Annotated in this window: 17 protein-coding genes and 1 other annotated feature; of the genes, 1 reads left to right on the forward strand and 16 read right to left on the reverse strand. The window is 41.6% G+C overall.

Going from position 1 to position 26,953, the window contains the following annotated elements; genetic code table 11:
• Nucleotides 1-6: 6 nt before the first annotated feature.
• The 8 genes from IV45_RS04995 to IV45_RS05035 form a co-directional block, all read right to left on the reverse strand.
• Nucleotides 7-951, reverse strand: a complete 945-nt coding sequence (locus IV45_RS04995; RefSeq protein WP_057741260.1) for an ABC transporter permease — start codon at nucleotides 949-951, stop codon at nucleotides 7-9.
• A 1-nt stretch (nucleotide 952) separates the two neighbouring features.
• Entirely contained in the window at nucleotides 953-1,885 is a 933-nt protein-coding gene (locus tag IV45_RS05000) for an ABC transporter permease (RefSeq protein WP_057741262.1), read from the reverse strand.
• 77 nt (nucleotides 1,886-1,962) lie between these two features.
• Nucleotides 1,963-3,597, reverse strand: a complete 1,635-nt coding sequence (locus IV45_RS05005; protein WP_235807666.1) for a peptide ABC transporter substrate-binding protein — start codon at nucleotides 3,595-3,597, stop codon at nucleotides 1,963-1,965.
• A 164-nt stretch (nucleotides 3,598-3,761) separates the two neighbouring features.
• Nucleotides 3,762-4,001: a binding site (T-box leader), on the reverse strand.
• Nucleotides 4,002-4,120: 119 nt separating this feature from the next.
• Entirely contained in the window at nucleotides 4,121-6,736 is a 2,616-nt protein-coding gene (locus tag IV45_RS07985) for a peptidoglycan amidohydrolase family protein (RefSeq protein ID WP_057741263.1), read from the reverse strand.
• 89 nt (nucleotides 6,737-6,825) lie between these two features.
• On the reverse strand, nucleotides 6,826-9,567 hold the full coding sequence (locus IV45_RS05015) for a KxYKxGKxW signal peptide domain-containing protein (protein WP_057741265.1): 2,742 nt from the start codon (nucleotides 9,565-9,567) through the stop codon (nucleotides 6,826-6,828).
• A gap of 514 nt (nucleotides 9,568-10,081) precedes the next feature.
• Nucleotides 10,082-11,491: a glycosyltransferase family protein gene (locus tag IV45_RS05020; protein ID WP_235807667.1), complete on the reverse strand. Its 1,410-nt coding sequence runs from the start codon at nucleotides 11,489-11,491 to the stop codon at nucleotides 10,082-10,084.
• A 562-nt stretch (nucleotides 11,492-12,053) separates the two neighbouring features.
• Nucleotides 12,054-13,193, reverse strand: coding sequence for a glycosyltransferase family protein (locus IV45_RS05025; RefSeq protein ID WP_157051212.1), 1,140 nt, complete (start codon nucleotides 13,191-13,193; stop codon nucleotides 12,054-12,056).
• A 521-nt stretch (nucleotides 13,194-13,714) separates the two neighbouring features.
• A complete protein-coding gene (locus IV45_RS05035; protein WP_057741271.1) occupies nucleotides 13,715-15,292 on the reverse strand; it encodes a peptide chain release factor 3 in 1,578 nt (525 codons plus the stop codon).
• A gap of 208 nt (nucleotides 15,293-15,500) precedes the next feature.
• On the opposite strand from IV45_RS05035, the gene IV45_RS05040 reads away from it, so the two are divergent.
• The gene (locus tag IV45_RS05040; protein ID WP_057741273.1) at nucleotides 15,501-16,727 is read left to right on the forward strand and encodes an LCP family protein; all 1,227 of its coding nucleotides are present in this window, start codon (nucleotides 15,501-15,503) and stop codon (nucleotides 16,725-16,727) included.
• Between the two features lie 41 nt (nucleotides 16,728-16,768).
• On the opposite strand, the gene IV45_RS05045 is transcribed toward IV45_RS05040, so the two are convergent.
• From IV45_RS05045 to IV45_RS05080, 8 genes are all read right to left on the reverse strand, one after another.
• The gene (locus IV45_RS05045; protein WP_057741275.1) at nucleotides 16,769-17,869 is read right to left on the reverse strand and encodes an AI-2E family transporter; all 1,101 of its coding nucleotides are present in this window, start codon (nucleotides 17,867-17,869) and stop codon (nucleotides 16,769-16,771) included.
• Nucleotides 17,869-18,801 carry a glycosyltransferase family 2 protein gene (locus IV45_RS05050; RefSeq protein WP_057741277.1) on the reverse strand — a complete coding sequence of 311 codons (933 nt, stop codon included), beginning with the start codon at nucleotides 18,799-18,801 and terminating at the stop codon, nucleotides 17,869-17,871. The genes IV45_RS05045 and IV45_RS05050 overlap by 1 nt, the downstream gene beginning before the upstream one ends.
• A gap of 81 nt (nucleotides 18,802-18,882) precedes the next feature.
• Nucleotides 18,883-19,377 (reverse strand): hypothetical protein, encoded by a 495-nt coding sequence (locus IV45_RS05055; RefSeq protein ID WP_057741278.1) that lies wholly within the window; start codon nucleotides 19,375-19,377, stop codon nucleotides 18,883-18,885.
• A gap of 17 nt (nucleotides 19,378-19,394) precedes the next feature.
• The gene (locus IV45_RS05060) at nucleotides 19,395-22,124 is read right to left on the reverse strand and encodes a glycoside hydrolase family 73 protein (protein ID WP_057741280.1); all 2,730 of its coding nucleotides are present in this window, start codon (nucleotides 22,122-22,124) and stop codon (nucleotides 19,395-19,397) included.
• Nucleotides 22,125-22,256: 132 nt separating this feature from the next.
• The gene (locus tag IV45_RS05065) at nucleotides 22,257-24,041 is read right to left on the reverse strand and encodes an NlpC/P60 family protein (RefSeq protein WP_057741282.1); all 1,785 of its coding nucleotides are present in this window, start codon (nucleotides 24,039-24,041) and stop codon (nucleotides 22,257-22,259) included.
• Nucleotides 24,042-24,236: 195 nt separating this feature from the next.
• On the reverse strand, nucleotides 24,237-25,130 hold the full coding sequence (locus tag IV45_RS05070) for a glycosyltransferase family 2 protein (protein ID WP_057741284.1): 894 nt from the start codon (nucleotides 25,128-25,130) through the stop codon (nucleotides 24,237-24,239).
• Nucleotides 25,131-25,163: 33 nt separating this feature from the next.
• Complete coding sequence (locus IV45_RS05075; protein ID WP_057741286.1) at nucleotides 25,164-25,922, reverse strand: glycosyltransferase; 759 nt, start codon at nucleotides 25,920-25,922, stop codon at nucleotides 25,164-25,166.
• A 43-nt stretch (nucleotides 25,923-25,965) separates the two neighbouring features.
• Nucleotides 25,966-26,934, reverse strand: a complete 969-nt coding sequence (locus IV45_RS05080) for a glycosyltransferase family 2 protein (protein ID WP_057741288.1) — start codon at nucleotides 26,932-26,934, stop codon at nucleotides 25,966-25,968.
• Nucleotides 26,935-26,953: the final 19 nt, after the last annotated feature.

Raw genomic sequence — 26,953 nt, forward strand, 5'->3', positions numbered from 1 at the left:
CTAGAACTACCCCCTCGTATTTGGATCAAATGCATCACGTAAACCGTCGCCCAGCAGGTTGAAGGCAATCATCATCAGGGACAAAACCAGAACGGGTTCCCACAATTGATATTGATAGAATTGGAAACCTTTCTCACCGGCGTTCAGCAGCGTACCTAACGAAGCGTTGGGTGCCTTAACCCCAATTCCGATGAAGGACAGCAGGGCTTCCAGGAAAATAGCCGCTGGAATGGTGAACATCGTCCGCGTAATGACCACACCCATCGTGTTCGGCAGGATATGGTGCAAGGCAATTTGGAAAGGACTTTCACCCATGGCCTGCGCCGCTAGAACAAAGTCGGCACTCTTGATCTGCATGGCCGAAGCCCGGACAAGCCGTGCCATCAGAACCCATGAACTCAAGGCAATGGCGATGATGATGGAAACCATCCCTGGCTTCAACACGATCAGCAACAACATGATCAATACCAGTTCAGGCACTGAGCTGATGATTTCGATGATCCGTTGCATCACGTTGTCGACCCGGCCACCGCACCAGCCGGAGACCAGTCCGTATGGCACCCCAATCAGGATGTCAACCAAGGTTGCAAAGAGGGCGATCATTAGGGAAATCCGTGTTCCGTAAAGCAGGCGTGAAAGCATGTCACGACCAAGCCCATCCGTGCCTAAGATGTAACTGCCGTTAGTGAATGGCTTCAAATTGGACAAATCAACGTTTTGTGCGTTGGGATTGTGCGGCATCCAGAACAGTGAAACGACTGAGAATAAAGCAACCAAGAGGAGGAATACCAGCGAAACCATTGCCGCATGGTCGTGTTTCAGTTGATGCCAGGCCTTTTCGTGGAAGGATAATGATTTTTGTGCCACCCCATCGTGTTGCGAATTCAGCTTGCTTGGGTCGGCAAACTGGAATTGATCCGCGGTGGCCTGATTTGTGTTTTGCTTTGTCATCTTAGTGTTCCCCCTTTTCCTTGGAAAGAATTCTCGGATCAACCAGGCCGTAAACCACGTCGGTCAGCAGCAAAATGCCACAGAGCAACAGGCAGTAGAACATGGTCAATCCCATGATGACTGGGTAATCGTTAGACAGGACTGAGTTGATGAACAATTCACCGATTCCAGGTACGGAGAAGATATTTTCGACCACCATCGACCCGGTGATTAAAGTCACGGCCAGGGGCCCGATCAGCGTTAATGCTGGAATGATGCTATTCTTCAATGCGTGGTGGAAAACCACTTGAGCTACTGACAAACCTTTTGCCTTCGCCAGCAGGATGTAATCAGAATTCAAGACTTCAACCATTTCTGTCCGGACAAAGCGCGAAACTTGCGCCATCGGGACCGCTGATAAGGCAACGGTCGGCAGGATGGTTGAAGGGAAGCCGTTCCAATTGGCAACCGGGAACCAACCTAACTTAAAGCCCAGGTAGTACTGCAGAAGGATCGCCAGAATGAAGCTTGGGAAGGAGATCCCGATGACCGCCAACGTACTGCTGGCTGCATCAGCCCAGGTTCCCTTATTCAATGCTCCCACACAACCAAGGACGATACCGACGACCACACCTAAGACCAGTGCTTGGAAACTGATCAATACGGATGGTCCAACCCGGTGGCCAATCAATGACGCTACGCTCGTACTGTTGTATTGGTAGGACATCCCGAAGTTGCCATGTAAAACGCCGCCCATGTAGGCTAAGTATTGTTGCCAAACCGGCTTATTCAACCCATATTGTTTTTCAACCGCCAGCTGTTGTGCCTTAGTCAGCTTCATTGTGTTGCCCAGTGGTGAACCCGGAATCATCTTCATCAGGAAGAAGGTCAAGGTGGCAACAATGAACAGCGTCAAAACCATCATGAGCAAACGTTTGAGAATATACTTTTTCATAAAATCCTCCTGTTCTTATAAATAAAGAAGGTCGAATTGATGTTCAGACCTTCTTTATCATTGCTTCAATGTTGCTTTTACTTCTTCCATTGAGCGTATTGGTATTGTGCGGTGATGTTAAATGGACCGTAGTTTAAACCAGTAACGTGCTTGGAAACCAAGTGTGCTTGTGCAGCAGTGTAAAGCGGAACCCCGTCGGCATTTGCGTGAACCTGCTTGTTAGCTTGTTGTAAGAGATCGTAGCGTTCACTAGCAAATTGTGAGCCATCATTAGCCTTGTTCAGCAGGTCATCGAGCTTCTGGTCGGTGTTGTTCGTGAAGTTAACCTTGTTGCCGGTCTTCAACAGTGACAGGAAGTCGGAAGCATCCGGAACACTGGAGTTCCAGTCGGTTAAGTTCAGTTCGAATTTGCCGGCAAAGTCGCGGCTAACGTGTTGAGCGTGTGGCAAAGTTGTAACTTCAACCTTCAGACCCTTGAATTGCTTCTGCAGAGTTGATTGCAGGTATTCGGCAACGGCCTTTTGATCATCGGTGTTGTCAGCTAACAGATTCAGTGTCATCTGCTTCTTGCCCAGGTCCTTCTGAGCTGCCTTCCAGTATTGCTGAGCCTTCTGCTTGTTTTGCTTCTGCAGGTGGCCAGCATCCGTGGCGAAGTCCTTGCCCGTCTTTGGATCCTTCATGTCACCCTTTGGTACCCAGCCAGTTGCGCCAACGGAACCATCTTGCAGAACCTTCTTGGCTAACTGATCGTTGTCAAAGGCGTAGTTAACGGCCTGCCGGAAGTTTTCGTTCTTGGTCAGTTCGTTCTTGCCGTTGAAGTACAGGTAGTATTGAGTGGCCATCAGAGCGGTGTGCAGCTCTTTGTTGTTCTTGTTGCCCTTTACATAATCGGCAGTGACTGAAGTTTCCTGAACCTTGCCGGACTTGAAGAGGTTTTGGGCGGTGTTGTTGTCCTTAGTAACCTGGACGTTAACCTTGTTCATGTGAACGCCCTTCTTGTTCCAGTAGTTGTCATTCTTAACGTAGCTCCAGTTGTCGTCGCTACCACCGGTCCAGTTGACAACCTTGTATGGTCCGTTGTAGACCGCCTTATTAGAACTAGAACCATACTTGTTGCCTTCCTTAGCCAGTACCTTGTGATCAACTGGCTTCAGGTTAGCAGCGAAGTTGTTGCGGACGTTGGCAGTTGGCTGTTTCTTAGCAAAGTCGAATTCCACTTTGTTCTTGCCTAATGCCTTGACCCCTAATTCAGACGTTGGTGCCTGGCCCTTAGAAACGGCATCATAGTTTTGCAGGTTGGAAACCTTGTCAGCGGCTTGTGACTTGGTCTTTGGATCTGCCCAGTGCCGCATGGATGCAACGTAGTCTTGAGCGGTAACCGGATCACCGTTGCTCCACTTGAGGCCCTTCTTTAAGGTGAAGGTCCAAGTCTTGCCATCGTTGGTGACTTTTGGTTCGCTGGCCGCTTCACCTAAGACAACTTTGTTATTCTTGTCAAACTTCAGCAGACCTTCGAATGATTGTACCTGCATTGAAGAACTTGGAGTTTCGATGGTCTTCGATGGGTCCAGGGTAACTGGATTGGCTTTTAAGGTAACGTTCAAGTCCCCGCTGGCTTTGTTCTTCCCACTATTGCCACAAGCGGCTAAGGACATGGCGGCTAAAGCGACAGTTGCTAAAGTAACGACTTTTTTGTTCATTTTCAGATTCATAAGCAATTCCTCCCGTAAGGCTGATAATAAGATTGTTTTCTAATTTGTTTTTAATGTTACTAATGCCACTAATGTCAACAATGTCAGATTCCATCTTCTTCACCTCACTTAAGAAATTGTTTTAATTGAACAAAAAAAGTCCTAAGCAACATCTTTTTGATGCTGCTTAGGACGATCCATTACCGTGTTACCACCTAATTTTATTTAGCTATCGCTAGCTAAACCTCTGGCGTACGTATTCATACGCTGGCACGATAAAGGGTGCATTCCTGGTAGCTTTACTATCGGTTCAAGCTACAATGCTCAAGGATGATCTTCAAGCTCTGCATTGCTTCCCCCTCTCACCTAAACGGGGGCTCTCTGAATGCTCAACAGAACTTTACTGTTCCTCTCATTGCATTTCCTGTTCAATTAATTGTTGTCTAAGATATTAATGAGAAAGTTCTAATTTGTCAACGCCTTTTTCAAAGTTTTTTAACCAGCAGATTTTCTGATAACGTTAACAAGTTGATGAGGTCAACTGTTAAGCCCGTCCTAAATTATTTGGCCGGAAGACGACTTGATTCGGCCGACCGGCATAGTTCCAGTACCAGTTGTAATTAAATTCTTGGACGGCCGTGCCTGGTTGCTCGTTAGTATAACCGCACACGGAGATGACGTTTGGATTATTGCCAAAGCTGGAGATGACCATGGCATGACCTTCAGAACCATATGGATCCCAAACTACAATGTCACCATATTGAGGAGTGTATTGCCCACCGCCTTGATAAACCTGGTGATAGCCATTGTTCACGATGTAGTTATAGAAGTCCTGGTGTTTCGTGTCGTAATTATCGTGGTAGATGTGGCCGTAATCATAACCACCGGCATCACGGATGGCCTGGGTAATGGCGCCAGAACAGTGGGCGGTACCATCACTGCCATTCCGCGAACCCCATTGTGAATAAGTCAGTCGTCCTTCACGGGACCGGAACCAATCGATCACACGCTGGGAGAAGCTGTAGAACTTACCCGTGGACCGGTCAAAATGATAGGTCTGGCCATTGATGTTAACATCGCCGACTGACATCAAACCATTGTCGCCAAAGTAGACAGAACGGTCCTGACTTGGCAGAGACAGGAAACGATTCCGAACCAATGCGTGACTTTGTGGGTCAAAATAGCACCAGCGCGAATATGCATCCTTGTAATTGCCGTTGCCGGCTGGATCATCTGTGTAACGGTGAATGAATTCGACTAGTTGACTATTGAAGTGCGTTTGCGGAATTGACACTTGGAATCCGGATTGGCCGCTATCATCAATCCACGGATAAGCTTGGGCAACGTCTGGACGGGACAAGTTTTGCGATTTTACCTGCCAGCGGCCCAGTTCATGACCATTAGTTGCATCCAAAGCAATGATGTATTGATATGGCCGAGATGACGCACCATTCAAAGCGTGCCAACCGGTGATTTGCAGCTGGCCATTAACTTCCTGAACGCTGTCAAAGCTGCCGGCATTCGTGCTGTATTTGTCAGTCCAAATGTCTGCCGCGTTGCCATTGCCGGCCGGGTCATCGGTGAAACGCAGAACCAGTTGGTAATCATTGGCTGCGGCATTTGACAGCGGCAATTGCGCCTGGAAGCCACTTTCACTGCTGCCTAAGCCGTGCGGATAAACTTTGCCAACATCTGGCCGTGCAGTCAGTGTCAAAGCCTGCCGGGACACTTCTCTACCGTCAGCCAGTAAAATTGCGTATACGTACGGACGGCCGTTGCGTGCGTTGTTAAAGAACCAGCCGCTGATGTTTAAATGACCATTTTCAGCCTTCAGCGAGTCCAGCCAGTAAGCTTGTTGCTGCGGGTCAATGGCAAAGGATGGGTACCAGTAATCGGTGAAATCACCGTGGCCGTCGTCACCGTTCCCACTTTGAATGGCGGAATAACGGCTGACTAAGGCGTATTGGTGGCCAGCGATCAAGTTTGCCTGGTCAAAATCATAATTGAAACGTGAATGACCGGCCGTCTTAGTGTCAGCACCAAACACTTTTGCCACGTCAGCTGAATCTTCCGTTGGCACAAGCGCTGAAGCCAGCTGACGGTTGGCCGTTTGATCGAATAAGATCAGGAAATGGTATGGTTCATAAACGCTGGCGTCGTTGGCATGCCATCCGCTCACCGTCACATGACCATCACTGACATTCCAGGAGTCTAAATTACCTCGGTTGACTTTTTGAATTGGGCTGAACCAGTAATCAACAACGGCGCTACCGTTACCAGCCGGATCATTCGTCCACCGTGAAATGAACTGAATGTTGTCCTTAGCATAAGCCGGCGTCAGTTTGAATTGCACCTGAAAACCGGCCTGACCAGCATTGGCGATGGTTGGGAATGCTTGGGCAACATCGGGACGGGCCTGCCCATCGGCGACTAATTGCCGGGCAATCTCGTGTCCCATCGTCTGGTCAAAGGCGATGATGTAGTGGTACTTCTTGTCTGCCGCTGCGTTGCTGGCGTGCCAGCCACTAACCGTTAGCTGACCATCTTCGCTCGTCAAACTATCCAAGTTAGCCCGGTTGGTCTGGTCAAGGTATAAGGGGCCAAACCAGTAATCAGTGTGCTGGCCCTCACCGTTCTCACTATCGTCACTGTATCTTGCTACCACGCTTAAAGAATCTGACAATGCGTTAGCCGGAATGTTCAGTGACAGGTTAAAGCCCGCATTCAGGCTGTTAGCCACATGCGGATAGGCCTGCTGCACATCTGGCCGCTGAACCACCGGTGACTGGCTCCGGGTCAGTTCGGTGTGCCGACTGTTGTCATAGACCAACACATAGCGATTGCGTTGCATGTTGCTGTTGCCGGTTGCTTGCCAGCCGGAGACGTGCAGCTGTGCCTCGTTATTTTGGCCCATCGTGACGCTATAACCATCTAAATGCCCCTGATTAACGTTGACATGATTGCCTTGTGTCTGATGGTCAACCGGGACTTGATTAGTTGGCGTTGTCTGGCTGGTCTGTGCCACGGATTGATCAACACCCGTTTGACTATCAGCATGGGCGGTCGTGGCCAACGCACCGGTTAATAACAGTGTGCTGATGGCCGCCACGCACCACAACTTGCCGCTCTTGTATAACTTGTAATGACGTTTCACGTTCATCTTCACTCGCTTCCTAACATACTTACCCCGCAATTATAACAAAAAGAGGCAAAGTCGCCACTCTGCCTCTTATTTAATTAATATCATCATCACTGCATGATCTGCTTAGTAGCGATCGCCAATTGCTGGATAAGATTGATCCCATCCTGCATCGTGCCGTTACCATCCGTGTAGACGGCGATCGTGTAGCTATTACCGTTACCAGGAATAAAGCCAATGCTGTTGACGTGCCAGCTGCCATCGTAAGGTAACCAACCGTTCTTGACATAGAAGTTGCCAGATCCAGCAGAAATTCCCCAGCGTTGACTCGGATTAATGGAACCCATCAGGCTGCGGATGTAATTACGCGATTGATCGTTTAAGTAATTTGTCCGCGGATTCAAGTAGATTTCATTTAAGAGCTTCAATTGGTCAGCAGCAGTCGTGGCCGTTAATCCCCAAGCATCATTTGTTGAAGATTCATTCATGCCAAGCGCACTGTATAGTTGACCAATGCCACCGGTACCTCCGATATAGTAATCGAACAGCGTCGAAGTTGAATCATTATCACTGTTGCGAATCATATTGGATGCCAACGCCTGCTCAGTGCCATCAAGGTTGCCACCTGTGATGTGGAGCAACTGACTTAAGACCGACACCTTCACCGTGCTAGCCATGTCAAAACGGTAACCCGGCACGTTGGTGTATGAGTATACCAAGCCAGTTTGCTGTGATTGAACGGCAATGGATACACGCCGCCCAGAGTTGTTAATGATATTGGACCAGGCCTGCTGCAGCCGGTCGCTTAAGAAGTGGGCATCGACAGGGCTGGAATAAAAGTCGACATAATTGCCATTACCATTCTTGTCGTCCGTGTAACGATGCAGGAAAGTGACTAAGCGATGATTCAAATTGCTGAGGTCGACCGTGCCACTAAAGCCTGACTGACCGCTGTTCCAAATCCACGGAAAGGCATGCTGAACATCACCACGCGCTGCGGATGCCTGCCAGTTGCCATGTTGGTCAATGCGCCACCGTCTCAGTTCACGATTGCCATTGAGACTATCCAAAGCAATGATGTACTGATAAGGCTTGTCGGTAACACTCGTGGCCGCATGCCAACCAGCCAGGTCAATCGAATTGCCGTTAACTTGGACCTTGTCCCAACTACCAGCGTTGGTAGCGAGTTTGTCCGACCAAAAATCAGTGGTATGAGCACCGTTGCCATTCGGATCATTGGTAAAGCGCAATACCAATTGCAAGTCATTCGTTAATTCATTTGCCGGAATCGTAAAGCTAGCGGAGAATCCACTCTTCCCGGAGTTATAAAGGTGCGGATAGACCTTCGCAACATCTGGACGAGCCGTTAAAGTCAGCCGCTGTCGTTGTAATTCATGACCATTGCCGTTCAGCAGAATGGCATACGCATAAGGATTCGTCAGTGCTTCATCGCTGGCCATCCAGCCATGCACGCTCAAATGGTCCTGGTTCGCATCCCAGCCATCGACAAAGTGATCGCTGTTGTTCAAAGTGAACATGTTGAACCAATAGCCAACATGCACACCACTGCCACCATTACCATTTGCGGAGGTCGAGTACCGACTCACCAGAGAATAATGGTGTCCAGGCAATAAAGTCAGTTGACCGAAATCATAGCTAAAGCGTGCCTGTTTGGCAGTTTTTACAGCAGGGAATGCCTTAGCAACGTCGGCTGATTTCTTCACTGCAACTTCTGCAGAGACCACTTGGCGATTTGCCGTTTGATCAAAGACAATCAGATAGTGGTGAGGCGCATAGATTGACGTGTCATTTGCGTGCCAGCCACTCACCTGCAAATTGCCACTACTCAAATCAGCCCGATCAAGGTAGCCTTCGTTATCCCGGTTGATTGCGCCAAACCAATAATCGACCGCAGAACCATTGCCGTGCGGGTCGTTGGTCCAACGAGAGACAAACTGAATGTCATCACTGGCGTAAACCGGTGAAAAGTTAAAACTGACATTAAAACCAGAATTAATGGCATTCGCAATCGTCGGATAGACTTTCGCAACGTCCGGACGAGTGATTGCTGTTACTTCTTGGCGAGCAATTTCACGATGCTGGGTCTGATCGTAGACAATGATGTAATGGTAGTGCTTGTTTGCGGCTGCATTACTGACATGCCAACCGGACACATTGATCTTACCGTCTTTAACCTCGATATGGTCCAAGTGAGCCCGATTATGCTGATCAAGGTAGAGGGGTCCAAACCAGTAATCAGTGTGATTTCCCTCACCATGGACAGCATCGTTGCTATAACGAGCCACGATACTTAATGAATGCGTCGCCTCAGTATTTGGCAGGGCAATATCGAAATCGAATCCCGACCACTGGCTGTTGTCGATATGTGGATATGCACGTTGCACATCTGACCGTTGCTGAGGAGCTATCTTCTGCCGCTTGATTTCGCGATGGTCAGTGTGGTCATAAACAATCACGTAGCGGTAAGACTGATTATTACTCTGACCGCTTGCCTGCCAACCACTGGCATGTAAAACGGTCTGTCCTTTTTCATTTTGACTCAGTGAATATGAATCCAGATGTCCCTGATTCGCATTGACATCGTTATTGAATGTGGTCATGTCAGTCGGGACTTTATTATTCACAGTTGACTGTGGAGCTACATTGTCGCTTGTTTGAAGACTTGCTGCCTTTGTTTTTTGCAGATTTGTCTGTCCAACCACTTGATTGTTGTTAGCATCCGCGTGTGCCGTAGTTTGTGTCAATACGCCCACACCTAGTGATGCGCCCACAATCAATGCACTAATCCACAGCTTGCCTGATTTATATAATTTATAATGTTGTTTATTCATAACAATCCTCTCAATATGTTTCCTAGGTGAGTCAATAGGAATATCTACTGTCCCATTTACGTGCTACAAGCATAATATTTATTACACTAATTATAACTTATAAAAGCTAATATATTTCATTGAACATATTATATTATATAATTTCGATTTATGGTCATGATAATACAAAATGCTTAATAACGCTCAACGCTTAAATACTGGTATTCTTTCGGTTTTGTTTAAGACCTTCGTCAATACAAAAGCCCTCCAGGTACAAGATAGTTCATTCTTATACTCAGAGGACTTTATAGTCATTCTAATAGTCTAATTATAGTTGAGTCAGTATACAATTTTTAACAAACTAATTAAGCTTTCATAGCTAAACTGGTTTTATTAACATTATTAAAACAAATACAAGTCCAATCACTGTTGTGAAGATAGATATCAAGCATGTTTTTGAGGGTTGTACTTTTATTTGCAGCTTGTGCTTTTGATGGCCTTTGATATTTGTTAATAACAAAGTACCTCTCTTGCTTTATTTTATATTATTTACTATATGTCCATTATCATACACCTTGTACTTAGAAGCTGACATCAAAACAGGTAGATCTACATAGCCATTTTCCTTTTTAATAAACTCGTAGTTAACCTGGTTGCTTTTAGGTGTCATCTTATATTTTATCCGTTGATGATTGGTTGTATAAATTACATTGTCAGCAATGGAATCGAAATGTTCACTCTGATTACTTGTAAGGTAATCTTTAGGGCCTCCTTTGGAGTTATAAACACCACTATATATGTTAGGAAAATTAACCTTGTTAACTTTAAAGTTGGCATAATCCGGCTGGTGATGATTAGACGGCTTCTTTGTTATGGCTTGTTGCCTCATCCCCTCGGCTCTAAAACTGCTCATCTGATTTATATTAAACGCTCCAATTACAAATGCCAAAAGCAATACTTCAAATATCCGTGGCTTAGCCAATAAGGACATGTCTATAGTGATAAATAAAACAACGAAAATCAGAAATCTAAAAGTAAATTGAATAATGGTTACATTCAAAAAATGTTCCTTTAAGTAAGCCCAGCAAAACAAATTAGTTGACAATATTAAAAATCCTAATGCAAGCCATAAAAAACATTTCTCCAGGTTATTTAGCTTAGAATAGTTCGCCATAATATAGATTAGAAATACAAATGGAATTATTCCAATGCTAACAACCTTAATCGGATCAAAATTACCCGTCGAAATACTATTATTTAAGCTGTTTTCTATTAATTGAATAGTATTAATAATGTTAAGATATTTTTCAGGTCCTGTAATATTTTGGCCAAGATAAGCTTTGAAAAAGTTAATCCAATAAAAGGACGTTGCTAGCAAATATATTAATACTATTCGAATGTCATAAAGTAATTTTTTGAAGCTTGGCTTAATGATAAGGTCACATAAGAAGCAAATACTTAAAAATGCAAGACATATCAGTGTCGTTAATAAATGCGAAAATGTGATCCATGTTAAAACAATTACTAAAAGAGGTTCTCTATATTGACATAATGAATCATTAACATATGAAGGTCTAATAAAAGATAAAGTAAGAGGAATTAACAAGGGTAAAACAACAAACGAAAGCATTTCCCCTAACTCAAACGCAAACCAATAAACAAACGCTATATATCCAGAGAATGTATAAACCATCGAAAACATTATTGAACTACTTTTCTGTATTTTTAATAATCTTGCAGAATAGTAAGAGCATATCTCCGTAGCCGTTAATAATAAAAACTGCGTACAGTAAAAAGCATCTATTGGGTTGCTAATAATTTTAAAAAGAAAAGCAATTGGATAAAGTGTTAAAAGTGGATAGAAAGAATTTACATTGTATCCTACATGACTAAATGTAAAAAAATTTAGAAGAGGATAATGGTAATTAGATTTAACAATTTCCATAATTCTACTTACATGAAATCTAAGATCACTTCCTGAAAAAATATATCCTGTATGCCATGGAATTATTACACAAATTAATGCCATACATATGAAAAAAAGAAAAACTAAGCATTTGTATAAAAATGATTTATAATCCATCTCTCTTAATATGTAATGCCTTTCTTTGATTATCACTTATGCCTTCGAATGCTTCAAAATGATTGTTAAAAGGAGAAATTGTTCATAGTAAAATCCCTCAAGCTTAATAAAAATACATATCCTAACTGTAGAAACATGAAAAAGTACACCTTATTTTGACATAAATCCATTGCTTAAAAGAAAAACTCTCTATAGATATCAGTTATCACTTAACTACAAGTTTGGGAAAAGTATCCTAATTAATTCATTCCTAAAATTCGAACATAAAATGTAAGATTAATAAATAATCGATTCTCTCAATAAAATAAATTATAGCTGTTTTAATATAATTTTATGGCAGTTATTACTTATGACTATCGTATATTTTGTAAACTAAATTTTATTATGTTTATAATTCAACAAAACGTAAGTTCATTAAAATGTTTCATCTCATCTTTCTGAGTTTCAAAAAGATTAAACTTATCCAACTCAACAAACTAACAATTCTCGCAATAACTAATATGTGACTAGTTTTATAGGTTACTGAAATAGTATTTTGACCAGCATTTAAATGACTGCATACCGTTCCTCTATCTGATACACGTGTTTTTATTGTATGATGATTGATCCTGACCAAAGTATGCTTATAGGCAAGCACAGGAAGATCAACCATGGATCCTTTATTTAAATAGATACGATAAGTAATCGAATTAGGAGAGGTTTTCATATTTACCTTGGAAGAACTTCTCTTATTATCAACCAGTACAACTCTGTTTAAGACAGATTTAGATTTGTTAAAAGCATTCATAGGCATGTAATCAGTTTCGCCATATAGAGCTCCATATGAAAATTGATCATTATAATGTCTATTATCGATTAATAGTGGAGTATCTTTAGCGTCTCGTAAGGTTCTATAAGAGCCGCGCTGTGCATGTGTCAATCTTGAAATATCTGGCAGATCACCCTTATTTCTAAAGTAATCGTTATAAATAGATCCGCCATAGAGAGTTAACAAAATAATTCCAATAAGCACTGATTTTGTAAAAAGCGGTATTTTATCAAAATGTACATTGAATAATAGTTTTGATAATACTATTGCCAAGAAAAATGCTGCAAAACTGGTATATCTGTATGGAAATTGGATGATCGACAACGGTGTTTTGACAAGATATTTCCATGGAAATGCTGTTGTGATCATCCATGTCAACAGCACTCCCAAAGTATAGATCCACATATATACAGAATTTCTGTTAATTTGTTTCCATCCAACCATAATGGAAATTAATAATAGCAAACCTATACCACCACGATTTAGGGCATCATTATTAATCGCACTAACAACAAAATCCCCAGCTGATTCAATCAGCGTAAATCCTGATGTTGGACGAACAAGGCCTTTGTGGAAATAATCTGTCATTAGTGGAATAAATTGCCATAATGACAATACCAAGAATAAACCAATAGCTTTTAAAATATTAATGATTGGCAATAAGGTGATCTTGCGTTCTTGAATCCAATAAATCACTAAAATGGCAGCGCATAATTCTATGGAAATAAATAGGCTTACATAATGACAATATGCCATAAACGACATTCCCACTGCTAACATTATCCACTTTTTATTGTAAAGGACATTATACATTCCCAACATTACAAGCGGAATGAATGTATATGCTTGTGCCTCGCCTAATACATAATTAGAAAGCGTAAGGTAAAGATGATATGGAACAATAGCATAAATGATTGCATGCAGAAGAACGCAATTAATAAAGTAGCAAAAAACAGTAACCATACGTGAAGTAAGTATGCAGTAATTGGGCTAAAAATAAACTTCAGCAAAGCCCATGGATAAAGGAACACCACTGGGTAAAAGATAAAGTTTGCATTACCAACCTTACTGAAAGTCTCAGTTCCAATGTAAGTAAACCAATGTCCTCTTTGTATGTTCAAATAGAGTTGTTGAACTCTAGCAGCATGAAAGCTCCAATCAGAGTGAACACCCAATTGACCTACCATTAAAAAAGGTAGAATCATTATCACTGAAACCAAGAATAATAAACTTATTCTCTTTAAATTAGCCTTTATCATTCTATTTCTCCCTAAGAACTAAAGTTTCGCCGTTAACTTAACATCTGGGTATTTTTGCTTAAACCAATTCAAGGCAAACTCATTTTCAAACAGGAACAGTGGGTCACCATGAATATCTTTTACCAAAATATTGCGAGATGAGGCCATTTTTGGATCCAGTTGATCAGGATCAATCCAACGAGCTTGCTTACTACCCATCGGTTCCATTTCAACTTGTGAGTTATATTCGTTTTCCATCCGGAATTTGAACACTTCAAATTGCAACTGACCAACAGCACCCAGAATGTAATCGTTGCTGTTGTAACCATGGAACAGTTGAACAGCCCCTTCTTGAACCAATTGATTGATTCCTTTGTGGAAGGACTTCTGCTTCATCACATTCTTGGCTGTAACACGGACAAATAGTTCTGGCGTAAATTGTGGCAGTTTCTCGAACTTGATGTCCTTCTTGCCAGTATAAATTGAATCACCGATTTGAAAGTTTCCAGTGTCGTATAAACCAATGATGTCGCCAGCAACAGCCTTATTAACATTTTCACGAGTATTGGCCATGAATTCGGTGACGTTTGATAAACGCAGTGGCTTTCCAGTCCGTTCAAGAGTTACATCCATACCCTTATCGAACTCACCGGAACAAACCCGTACAAAAGCAATCCGGTCACGGTGACGCGGATTCATGTTTGCTTGAATTTTAAACACAAAGCCAGAGAACTCTGGATCCAGTGGCTCCACTTCGTCTCCGTTTTCCAGTTTGTGTGAACTAGGAGCCGGTGCAAACTTTAAATAGGTAGTTAAAAATGTACGGACCCCAAAATTAGTTAATGCAGAGCCAAAGAAGACCGGTGTTTGATCACCTTTCAAAACTTTGTCTTCACTGAATTGGTTACCAGCCATTTCGATGAGTTCCATCCCATCCATGGCATCTTTCCATTCACCTTCATCGGCCAATGGATTTTCATCCTTTACCTTGCCGTCATCATCCAGAGGCAAGTATGGATTGTCTTTATCCTTTGGGTGAGTTAAAGCAACACGGTGATTGTAGCGATCATACACACCCATAAATTGTCGTCCCATTCCGATTGGCCAATCCATTGGGTAGGTTTCGATTCCCAGTGTTTCCTCAATTTCGTTCATCAAATCCAAGGGATCACGAGCGTCACGGTCAAACTTATTAATAAAGGTAAAGATTGGAATACCCCGCATCTTACAAATCTTGAAAAGCTTCCGGGTTTGCGGTTCAATCCCCTTTGCGCCATCGATAACCATCACTGCAGAATCAACGGCCATCAGTGTCCGATACGTATCTTCGGAAAAGTCTTCGTGTCCTGGAGTATCCAGGATATTAATCCGTTTACCTTCAAAATCAAATTGCATAACAGATGAAGTAACGGAAATTCCACGCTTCTTTTCAATTTCCATCCAGTCTGATTTGGCAAAATTGCTGCTTCCGCGTCCCTTAACGGTTCCGGCTTCACGAACAATGCCACCAAACAAGAGCATTTGTTCAGTGATCGTCGTCTTACCAGCGTCTGGGTGTGAAATAATCGCAAATGTACGCCGCTTATTTACTGCATCTGCCAACTGTTTTGAAGTCATGCTAATTAATCGTCCTTTCAAGCATTATCCATAATATCTTATCATAAGAAAGGCCTTGATTTCGGCATTATCAGCAAATATTGTTAAGTTTTCTTTTACATCTTCTTTAAATTACCCTTCCAAAATTGACTAGACGTCCTGGTTTTGCTAGAGTGAGAGAGTTAATACTTTAATAAAATCAAGTCGGAATTTTCGAGGTAACTACAACATGGATCACGAACATGAAACGCGGGCGGAATACCGCCGTCACCTTGAGGAAAGCATCGAAGAAAAAGCTCATAATGAAAATTCCAACGGTGCAATCCCACATCCCCCGTACCATCACCACACTAATGGCGGTGGCTACAGGTGGATCAAACGTTTCATCACCTTGTTTGTCCTGATTCTTTGTATTGCTGGTGGCTATGAATACCATAAAATCCATAACACCGCACAAGGGGTCTTCTCCACTGGTGATGGCAAGGTTGATAAAAAATTAGCTGAAGGAAAACCGGTTTCCGTTTTAGCAATGGGTACTGATGTTGGTGCTTTAAACCGTGGAAATAAAGGTGGTAACACTGACACCCTAGAAGTCGTAACGATTAACCCTAAAAAGGAAACCATTACTTTAACCAGTGTGCCACGTGACACGTTGGTTAAAGTGGATACTGATGAAGGCGCTGATTACGTCAAGATTAACGCGGCTTATTCACTGGGCGGCCCTAAACAGACCGTTAAACAAGTTAAAGAATTGCTAGGCATCCCAATTGACTACTATGTAGTCATTAACATGGGTGTGCTGCAAAAAGTGGTTAATGCCGTCGGCGGTGTCGACGTTGACAACCCATTTGCCTTCACTTATGAAGGCCACCATTTCCCGAAAGGCAAGCAACACCTAAATGGTGAATTAGCTTTGAAGTACTCACGGATGCGTTATGATGATCCAAACAATGATTATGGCCGTCAAAAGCGGCAGCAACAGATCATGACAAGCGTAATTCACAACTTCAAACATTCAGGTTCGATTGGTGCTGCCAACAAGATTCTTGCAGCTGTCAAGGATGGTGTCCACACCAACTTGCCAATTGACAGCGTGTCTGTTTTGTATGGTAACTACCGTCGGGCAATGAACAACGTTAAGACTTACCACTTCCATGGTAAAGACGCCACTATTGAAGGTACGTCATTTCAGATTGCTACCCCAAAGGAAATCAATCGTATTTCTAAGTTGATTCGCATTCAACTTGGTTTGAAGCCAATCACGGTAACTAACAACGAAACCAAGATGTACAAGATGCAAAAGTCTTACAACGGCTACAATAATACTAACTTCGTATTACCTGGCCATGCTGAATACAACGTGCCTGGTTCCGGCCATGGTACAAGCACTTCTTCTAATTCATCCAACCGTTCTATAACGTATGGCTATAGAAGAAGCACAAGATCAACATATTAAACAAGAAATAAGGGAGGTCATTAAATGACCTCCCTTATTTCTTATTCATTCTCATTCTTCCTCAGTCTATAAATCGACCATAAGTAGTTAAAGACAGTTTTCAAAACAGCATAGAATGGTATACACAAAATCATTCCTGGAATCCCTGCAATATTCCCTGCCGCTAACAACAGAACAATGATCGTTAGTGGATGAATCTGCAAAGTCCGACCAATGATATTTGGATAGATGATATTCCCATCAATTTGCTGAACGACAATGACAACCACAATGACCCAGATGATTTTCTTCGGTGACATTGCTAATGAGACCATCAAAGCCGGTGCAATCCCAATATATGGCCCCACATATGGGATCATGTTCGTTAACCCAGCTACTAAACCTAAACCGATGGCTAAAGGTTGTTTAATGATCAAATAACCGATGCTGGTTGCTACAGCGACAAAGATACATTCCAAAGCTTGACCTGAAATGTAAGATGACAAAGTCTTGTTCATCTTACGTAACAAAATTTCCACTTGCTTAGCATTATTCTTAGAGAAGAAACGCTGAATGCTAGGAATCAACTTGTTGCCATCTTTGAACATATAGAACAGCATAACTGGGACGGTAATCGCCACAATGACCGTACTTGTCACCGCTCCAATAACTGTGCTTGCTTTGCTGGTCAACTGTCCCAAAGCTGTCTGTGCATACTTAACAATTTGCTGGTTAGCTTGCTTGTAATAAGTGTTCAAATCAATATTACGCAGCCATGGATGCTGTGAAAGTTGAGTTAGGTATTTCTGAGTGTCCTTAGCGGCATCTGGCAACCATTTGATCAATTGCGTCAGTTCGTTAATCATTGGCGGAGTTAATGCCGCAATTGTGCCGAGAACGATCAAAATCAAGCCCATGACGATAATCAAACTTGCTAATCCGCGTGGCATAGCATGACTGCCCACTTTTACCTTGAGTAATAAATGAAAAAGCGGCACTAGCATGTAATACAAGAACAACGAGATAATAAGTGGCACAAAAACCACTGATATAAAAATGAGGAACGGACGAAAGACAAAATCAATCTTGGTGCAAACATACACTAGCAGTGCCAACACCAATAGTTCTACCGACCAATACAGAATATTACGTTTATTTGACATTATTTCTTTTCCTTAATGATGTAAATCGGACGATGCTTAACTTGCATGTAAATTCGTCCAATGTATTTGCCGAGAACACCAATACACAGTAATTGCAACCCACCAAGCAATAGAATGACACTGATCATCGATGCCCAGCCAAAAACTGAACTGCTTGGATCTACAAGACGTCTAATGATAACAAACAGAATTCCAATGATGGATAGAATGAATGACGTTGTTCCCAACCAGACTGCTAGTGACAATGGTGCTTGAGAGAAGTCTGCAATCCCATTCATTGCATATTTAAATAGTTTCCAGGTATTCCAGTCGGTAGTTCCCGCAACCCGTTCAACATTATGGTAATCAAGATATTTAGTCTTGAAGCCAACCCACGAAAAGATCCCTTTTGAAAAGCGGTCATATTCGGTTAATGACAGAACAGCATTTACCATCTGTCGTGTCATCATCCGATAGTCACGTGCTCCTGGTACAATATTGGTTTGCGAAATACGATTAATGACATGGTAAAACTGACTACTAAGAAAAGACTTAAAGCGTGCCTCTCCCGTTCGATCAACCCGGCGTGTTCCAATACAGTCATAGTCACCACTGGTAATTAAGCTGTACATCTTAGGTAAAAATTCAGGCGGGTCCTGTAAGTCAACATCCATTACCACCACATAATCGCCAGTAGCAGCTTGTAGTCCAGCATAAAGAGCCGCTTCCTTGCCAAAGTTACGTGAGAAAGAAACGTAATGAACCAATTGATCATGCTCTCTATGCAACTTTCGCATTTCACCTAGAGTATTATCTGATGATCCATCATTTACAAACCAATACTCAATATTTAGGTTTTTTATATTATTTACAACCTTTTGCACTGCAGGAAAAAACAGTGGAATTGATTCTTCTTCGTTATAACAAGGCACAACTATTGAAAGTTTCGTCATGCTAATACCCCATTTTCTTCAATAATTACTAATAAAAAAAGCCGATACAAACGTACCGACCTATTATACACTATTTATTCATTAGTTACCTGTAATGGCAGTAGGCGTTACATGGTAAGTGTAAGTATGCCCATTGTATGATCCAGAAATGGTCCAATCATTCGTACCATTCTGCGTGGCACTAAAGCCATCCACAGCATCAATGCTTGGTTGGGTAATTGTCTTACCGTTTTCCCTAGCAGTTGCCATTGAATTGCCCAAATGCTCCTTAACCAGGTTTCTTGCATCGGTTTCATTCATCACAGCACTTTGCCGATTATTAACCGACTTAGCAGTTTGGCTGTTCTTAACACCATTAATGGTGGTCTTAGTGGAACTAGCATTGCTGCTTGAAGATACATCGTCTTCCTTCATCTTGTCAGACTTCTTGGATGAACGATGATGACTCTTTTTAGACGTCTGACTGCTGGTGGCTTCATCATGATGTGTTTCGGTAGCCGACTTACTGCCACATGCTGCCAGTGACACAATCATCATCCCTGCAACACCGGTCATCAACAGTTGTTTAATCTTCATTGAAATATATCCTTTCTTTATCTAAAAACCTTAGGAGCAAACCAGAGATCACTGTAATTACTGTTACCGTCGTTTGAAGAAGTGTAACGACTAATAATCCGTAAACTGTGACCCTTTAATTTAGCTGGAATAGAAAAGTTAGTGGTGAAACGACATTTATTAGAGTTGTAAACATTTTGGTAACCTGCATTGTAAACGTCATTGCTACCAAAGGTTGGAACTAACTTCCGTGCGACTTCTTTACCCGTCGTCGCGTCAAACAAGATTACGTAGTGCTTGTTATAGCTGGAACTAAAGTCATTTGCATTCCAACCAGTTACATCAATCTCGCCATCGTCATTTTCACTAAATTCGTCCAAGTAGCCAGCATTCACAAAATTAAACTCCTGTGGACTAAACCAGTAATCAGAGTAATTACTGTTGCCATCATCAGAGCTAGTATAACGACTAACGATTTGAAGATCGTGACCGGCTAATGATGGATCGTAATCAAAGCTGGCTTGGAAACGACAATCCTTAGCACCATAAACATTACTGTAGCCGTTATTATATACATCTACACTAGACTGATTGTTCACTACCTGCCGGCTAACTTCCTTATGGGTAGTAGCATCATATAAGATTACATAGTGCTTCTTATACTGGGAACTGAGATCATTAGCATTCCAACCGCTAGCAATAATCTTACCATTACTTAATTTGAAGTTGTCCAACCATGCATCATTAGCAAAAGTAATTGTCTTTGGACTAAACCAATAATCAGAATAGTTACTATTACCATCATTAGAACTAGTGTAACGACTAATAACTGCTAATTTATGACCCGCTACCGATGGATCATATGTAAATTCAGCACTGAAACGACAATGGTTTGAACCATAGTCATCACCAAATCCGGCGTTAGCAACGTCTTCACTATCACCATTCTGAACCTCTTTACGAGCAATCTCTCGACCGGTTGTTTCATCGTAAAGGATAATGAAATGGCGTTGATACTTAACGCTCATATCATTTGCATTCCATCCGGAAACGTAAAGCTTACCATCAGCCGTATCCACTTTAAAGTTATCCAAGTAGGCATCATTAGCGTTAAAGGAAACCGGATCAAACCAATAGTCAGAGTAATCACTATTACCATCACTGGAAGCAGTGTACCGACTAATAATCTGTAAGTCGTGACCGGCAATGGCAGGTGTATAGTCAAAACTAGTACTGAAACGAGAATGATCAGCTCCATACACATCACTATGTACGTTAGCCACATCTGCACTATTACCATTAGTTACTTCATGACGAGCAACCTCTTTATTAGTAGTGTGGTCAAACAGAATGATGTAGTGGTGACCATCTTTGATTGTCATATCATTGGCATTCCACCCTGAAACGTCAATCTTTGATCCATTTACTTTAAAGTTATCAAGGTAAGCATAGTTAGCATTCATTGCTACTGGGTCAAAGTAGTAATCATCACCACCATTGGGCTCACCATTATTATTGTAAGTATACCGGGAAACTACCTGCAGTGAGTGACCAGCAATAGAAGCATTATATGGCATTGCTAAGCTGTAGCCACCCCAACCAGAGATTTTGCTAGTTGGGTACGCATTTTGCACATCTTGACGGTAGACACCAGCAACTTCTTGACGGTAAATTTCATGGCCCGTTGTCTTATCAAGAATGATAATAAAGTGATGCATCTTGCTGTCATACTTGTTAGAAGCATGCCAACCAGAAATATGAATCTGTCCATCGGTTCCAGCATACATAGCATCCAGATTACCGATATTGGTGTTCATTGCTTCACCATCCCAAGCGTTTAAGTTATAGCGCTCGATTAGGTTGTTTAGAGCAACAGTGTAACCTGGATCGGTAGCATAGCCGTCAGCCCGGATCAAGTAGGTAACGTCCCGATAATTGGTCTTCCATAATAAGTTGTGATAACGAGAATTAGAAGCAAGGAAGTACCCATGGTCAGCAACACTTTCACTGTTGTTTGCATAACGCCGGAAAGCTGCGTTGACATAAACCGAACTACCACCATATACCTCACGGGTCATCATGTAGATGGATTGACCATTGTAAGAACCCTTGATACCAAAAAGGTTATGGCCTTCAGTCGAAAGAGCAGACCGACCCCATGCAGATTCCAAGATAGCTTGGGCAGCAGTCAGTGATGGCAGGACACCATATTTACGCCAGCCATCCATTGCACCACTCTTGATGCTATCCAAGAATGCTCGTTGACTGGCATCAAGGTTGCGCAAACCATCGTCACTGCTGCTAGCAGAAGTTGCTAAGTTAACTCTCATATTTACAGCAGCAAATGATGGTTGCATTTTAGCAACGTTTAAAGTCGTAGTAGTTGCTGTTGAATTAACAACATTGGCAGAACTCGATGCAGCAGAAGACTGTGCACTTGAAGCAGAGTCGTTGACAGTGTTCGTTGGTACTTTAACGACAGTTTGGGTATTTTGAGCAGCCGAAGCACTGTTTGTAGCACTACTTTCATTGTTAACCGCCGCACTACTATTCTGATTTAAAACAATGTTACCTGATTGGTTATTGTTCGCATTATTATCCTTATTATTTCCGGAGACGACAGCCTTGTGATTGTTAGCAGCTACGTCATTCTGGGTTGCGGCATGTGCTGCCCCTTGCAGAAGCAGTAGTGATGCACTAAAAGTAAAGATCGTGGACCAAAGCGTTAAAGCAGGCTTTTTAAATCCATTATTTCCATTTTCATTCATAAAGAAGCCTTCCCGAAAATTAATTTTGTAACAACATTTTCATTGTAGCACGATTGATAAATAAACCCTGTTCATTTATCAGGCTAATTTAAAACAAAACGCGGTACTGAAAAGTACTGCGTTCATTGTTTATTACATAACCACGTAGAAAGTTGGTTGGTAGTATCTCATTTCGGTTACCTTAACCACATCACCAGGTTCTGGTGCATGAACATAAGTACCATTACCAAGTGAAATACCAACGTGGTAAGGAGCAGTACCTGAGCCAAAGAATACCAATGCACCAACCGGAGCGTTGTATACATCGTAGTGGTGTGCACCTAACGTTTCCTGAGTGTAAGTGGTTCGATGACCACCATCAAGGCCGTATGCCCATTGAACTAAGCCAGAGCAGTCAAAACCAGCCGGTGTGTTACCACCCCAAACGTAACGCGTACCACGAACAGATAAGGCACGGTTAACAGCTTCTTGTTGACGAGACATTAACTTACCATTGTTATCAAAGTAGTAAGTTTGACCATTGATGTTGGTTTGACCAGTAGCCATCCGCCCAGTAGTTGGATCGTAATAGTGGTCACCCTGCCAACCAGAGTTAACTGAATGACTATTATCCCAGAAATCAACATAGTTTGAATTGCCATCAGCAGAAGTACTGTAACGATGAACAATCTTCAAGCCTTTGTGCTGCATACTGTCCAGCAGTGGAATGTCAACACTGTAGCCAGAAACATTGGCATTGCTCATCCATGGGTACGCTTTAGCAACATCATTACGAGAAAGATTCTTTTGACCGGCAGTTAATTCAGTCCGGTAAAGTTCATGATTGTTCATATCCAAAACGATGATGAATTGGTGATCCATACCTTGAGCATTAGTAGCTGCATGCCAACCACTTAAATGAATGTGATTACCTTGAACAGTGAAGTTATCGGTGTAACCGGCATTAGTCGTGTAAACCTTACTGTATTGATCACTGAAATTGCCATTACCATTCACATCGTCAGTGAAGCGCATCATAATTTGCAGATTACCAGTTAACTGGTAAGGATCAACATTAAAGGTAACGTTGAAACCACTGTTAGCACTGTTGTATACATCCTTGTATGCACGAGCAACATCGTGACGTGGCATTAAGATGACGTGCTGACGAGCAACTTCTTTGCCATCACGCATCAAGAAGACGTAAGCATTGTGCTTAGAGTATGACTGGCTATCAATCATCCAGCCAGATACTTTTAAGCCAGCTTCGGTTTGCTTCAGTGAGTCAATGTAGTAGCCACGTTTGTTTAAATTAATTGGATTAAACCAGTAATCAACGTAGTTACTGTTACCACTTTCTGAGGCAGAATAACGACTAACAATTTGCAAAGTGTCATTCAAGTAAGCCGAACTATCGATATTAAAATCAGCCGAAAAGCCGGAATACTTTGCGTTGTAAACACCTTGGTAGGCGTTTTGCACATCGTCACGTTCAGTGTTCTGAACTGCTTGGCGAGCTAATTCACGGTGCTGAGTTTGATCATAAACAATGACGTAGTGGTAATTCTTACCTTGATCTTGGTTAGATGCATTCCAACCAGAAAGATGTAAACTACCGTTTGAAACATCTACATTATCTAAATATGCATGATTGCCATTATCGGCATTGGCAGTAGCCTTTTGCATTTGTGCATCAGCAGGTTGCCATGTCTTTACAGAAGACAGCTGAGCAGAAGTGCTGGCAACTGAAGAACTCATTGCTGATGAACTAGCATTATTGGTTTGTTGCGTAGCCACTGCTGGTTGTGCAGGAGTCGTGTCAGCTTGAGCAGCTGTGCTTCCAGTAAAAATACCTACAGCGACGGAAACAGTTGCAATTGCTGCATAGCACCATTGTTTGCCGTTCTTGTACATCTTGTAGTGTTTCTTAGTATCCATAGGTTATTGATTCATGCCTTTCTAAAAATCTTGTTTTTTAAAACGTGTTTGTTATTAATTTACGATTATTAAACTAACACAATATATCCTTAGAAAAGCAAAATCGGCCCTATTGTTAGGGGATTGATATAGTTCGCAACACAGCTGTAATATTAATGCAATATAAAAATGGAAGGCATTGGCCTTCCATTTTTATCAATTGTTCTTATGTAAGTATTCTATCTGAGGATGAAAACTAAAGCCCCTCCTCGTCGCACTAAATATAATGTGAAGTCGTTCCTTCTTATGATCTTTAGATTTCAAAAGAACTTTGCAGGTATGCAAGATTGTCTTTAATATCAGATGATTCCAGCCTGCTAATCCTTCTCTTCTATATACGTAAACCTCATTACGGTATGCACATTTATAGCGATTAAACCTGTCTGGAGAATCATCTACGATACTACTCCCCACATTTGAAGGAGACTTATGAATAACAATGCTTGAAGGGACAAAATAACACGAATATTTACGTGATATCCTTCTTGAATACTCGAAATCATCAGCCCAGATGAAGAACTCCTTAATTGGCAATCCAACCTCATTAACTATCTTTAATGGAACTAAGAAAGATACAAAGGTACCCATGATCACTCTCTTAGGACTACCATCAAAGTCATCCAACTTTCGGTTAAGTGAAATTTTGGGAATATTCATCTTACAAATAGAGTGATCTTTCCACAACACCTTGCTGCACATGAACCCGAAAGATCCTTTTTGAGAAGCTTCTTTCATTAGAACATTTAAGGCATCAGGCGTTGGGATGGAATCATCATCCATTAGCCAAAGGTAGTCGTATCCTCTTTGCGCAGCTTCACGAACACCAAACTGGAATCCACCTGCTCCACCCAGATTCTTTCCAGTATTTACATACAATACTCTTTTATCTTTAATCGAATTTACAAAAGATGAAGTTCCGTCAGTACTAGCATTATCGATAATTAAAATATCTAGCAACTTATAGGTTTGGTTTAGTAATGAATTTATACATTCTTTGAGCAAAGATTTTCTATTATAAGTAACTACAACCGCAACTACACGCTTACCCATTCCTATGTCTCCTCAAGCTTACAAGAAAATTAATTATGCCAAATGCAATTTACGCCACAATGTGTGCTTCACCAATTTTAGAGGTGCAATTAATAAAAGACTCAATTTACTCCGAGTATTCCAAGTTGTAACAGTCGTGTTGATGGAAGAAAAATGTTTGCCATATCGACGTACAATTTCCTTACCTGTTTGAATGTACTGCCAGTTTTCCGAAAATCCTGTTGAACGGTGCCACATCCTACAAGGAACCACGTAATTAACTTTTCCATTCAGCAATGCCACTAAACATTGTTCCACAGCATACATATGCCAGCCATCAATATCAGAAAACGGATGTTGTTGGCAAAAATCACGATCCATAACAAATAAACACTCGTCCACTGTCTGAACCTTGGTGGGTTGCTTAATAGCTTGCCCAAATCGATGGGCAGGATCACCATGAACAATCGTTGAAACAACCGTTGACTTGTGGTGATGAAGCTTAAACAAGCAACCGGAGATTCCAGCAACACCAAGGTTCGGCAACTTAGTTACTTGGTCAAGAACATCTCTTAAAGCATACTTATCCAAGAAACGCATGTCGGGATGTAGAAAAACTACGTAATTCCCATGACTTTTCTTGAATGCATGATTATAAGCTTCACGTGCTGAAGAGAACTGGTTATGATCGTTATTAACCTTAATAAGTTCATAATTAACGCCCTTTTGAGTTCGCAAATTATTTTTAAAGTCTTCGTATACATTTTCCTTGTTAACAATTGTAATTAAAGAAAATAAATTACTCTCCATCATGGTGTGAATTCCCTTCGAGCTGGTTTAAGTTAGTCCTTACTCATCAGTTTGATGTTTTTAATTTGGAAGCATAACGAATAAGAATACTGTCATACAATAGTTGCTTTTGTTTGGAAGTTTCTTTTGGGGGTAATGACAAAATTAATTGCAGATTATGAGAAACACTGCTTCGATTTGTTAAATCCGAATATTCCTCTAAATATCGTTTTGAAATACCGTCAATTTGATCACCATATTCTTCATTAAAATTAGTGATCATGTTAAGACACTTCAAAAACTCTTCATAATCATATGATGGTTTTAAAACACGTCTAATCGAATTAAGAGTACCCTTTATATTTTTACTATCTAAACTTCCAAGTACGTTGGAGGAATGTTGGCGATAAAGAATAGTTGGAGAATTAATGTATGAGACAACCCCGAAAGCCGCCGCGATTAATGCTAACCACCAATCATGCATATAAATGTTACTTGATTTTACTTTGTCAAACTTCACAGTATCTCGCAACCTTCTATTTATCATCATTGTGCAACCAGTAACACAATTATTAAATAAAAGACGATCAAAATCATGCCAAAGCGATCCTGTATTATACAGGCGATATGGGGTCAAGTTATCATCAGTTACTTTTAAATTAGTATGAACACAAATAGGAGCTTTGCGCCCAGTTTCTTCAAGTGATTTCATCCTAGCTAGAGAAACTTCAATTTTATCAGGAAGCCAATAATCATCTTGATCAGAGAACATGTAATAATCTGCATCTACTTCCGACAATAGTTGCAAAAAAGACTGCGAGGCACCAAGACTCTTAGGTTGATTATCATTAACAAAACTAATCAGTGGATTCTTGGCAAATTCCCTAATTAAAGAAATTGTGCCATCATTGGACCCATCGTCTCTAATATACAAATGCCAATCATGATTTGTCTGGTTTAAAATCGATTGAACTTGTTCTTCTAAATAATCGTAACCATTATAAGTTGAAAGTAAGATGGCAATTTTTTGTTTCATAATTATTGGTTCATCAGAA

It is taken from the genome of Limosilactobacillus secaliphilus, assembly GCF_001437055.1.
In the GTDB taxonomy this organism is placed as follows: Bacteria; Bacillota; Bacilli; order Lactobacillales; family Lactobacillaceae; genus Limosilactobacillus; species Limosilactobacillus secaliphilus.

What these genes read in the sequence shown, in the direction of transcription:
- IV45_RS05075 (WP_057741286.1), bottom strand. Translation starts at nt 25,922, where the DNA reads ATGATGGAGAGTAATTTATTTTCTTTAATTACAATTGTTAACAAGGAA.
- IV45_RS05060 (WP_057741280.1), bottom strand. Translation starts at nt 22,124, where the DNA reads ATGAATGAAAATGGAAATAATGGATTTAAAAAGCCTGCTTTAACGCTT.
- IV45_RS05070 (WP_057741284.1), bottom strand. Translation starts at nt 25,130, where the DNA reads ATGGGTAAGCGTGTAGTTGCGGTTGTAGTTACTTATAATAGAAAATCT.
- IV45_RS05045 (WP_057741275.1), bottom strand. Translation starts at nt 17,869, where the DNA reads ATGTCAAATAAACGTAATATTCTGTATTGGTCGGTAGAACTATTGGTG.
- IV45_RS05055 (WP_057741278.1), bottom strand. Translation starts at nt 19,377, where the DNA reads ATGAAGATTAAACAACTGTTGATGACCGGTGTTGCAGGGATGATGATT.
- IV45_RS05025 (WP_157051212.1), bottom strand. Translation starts at nt 13,193, where the DNA reads ATGGCATATTGTCATTATGTAAGCCTATTTATTTCCATAGAATTATGC.
- IV45_RS05000 (WP_057741262.1), bottom strand. Translation starts at nt 1,885, where the DNA reads ATGAAAAAGTATATTCTCAAACGTTTGCTCATGATGGTTTTGACGCTG.
- IV45_RS05080 (WP_057741288.1), bottom strand. Translation starts at nt 26,934, where the DNA reads ATGAAACAAAAAATTGCCATCTTACTTTCAACTTATAATGGTTACGAT.
- IV45_RS05050 (WP_057741277.1), bottom strand. Translation starts at nt 18,801, where the DNA reads ATGACGAAACTTTCAATAGTTGTGCCTTGTTATAACGAAGAAGAATCA.
- IV45_RS07985 (WP_057741263.1), bottom strand. Translation starts at nt 6,736, where the DNA reads ATGAACGTGAAACGTCATTACAAGTTATACAAGAGCGGCAAGTTGTGG.
- IV45_RS05020 (WP_235807667.1), bottom strand. Translation starts at nt 11,491, where the DNA reads ATGGAAATTGTTAAATCTAATTACCATTATCCTCTTCTAAATTTTTTT.
- IV45_RS04995 (WP_057741260.1), bottom strand. Translation starts at nt 951, where the DNA reads ATGACAAAGCAAAACACAAATCAGGCCACCGCGGATCAATTCCAGTTT.
- IV45_RS05005 (WP_235807666.1), bottom strand. Translation starts at nt 3,597, where the DNA reads ATGAATCTGAAAATGAACAAAAAAGTCGTTACTTTAGCAACTGTCGCT.
- IV45_RS05035 (WP_057741271.1), bottom strand. Translation starts at nt 15,292, where the DNA reads ATGACTTCAAAACAGTTGGCAGATGCAGTAAATAAGCGGCGTACATTT.
- IV45_RS05040 (WP_057741273.1), top strand. Translation starts at nt 15,501, where the DNA reads ATGGATCACGAACATGAAACGCGGGCGGAATACCGCCGTCACCTTGAG.
- IV45_RS05015 (WP_057741265.1), bottom strand. Translation starts at nt 9,567, where the DNA reads ATGAATAAACAACATTATAAATTATATAAATCAGGCAAGCTGTGGATT.
- IV45_RS05065 (WP_057741282.1), bottom strand. Translation starts at nt 24,041, where the DNA reads ATGGATACTAAGAAACACTACAAGATGTACAAGAACGGCAAACAATGG.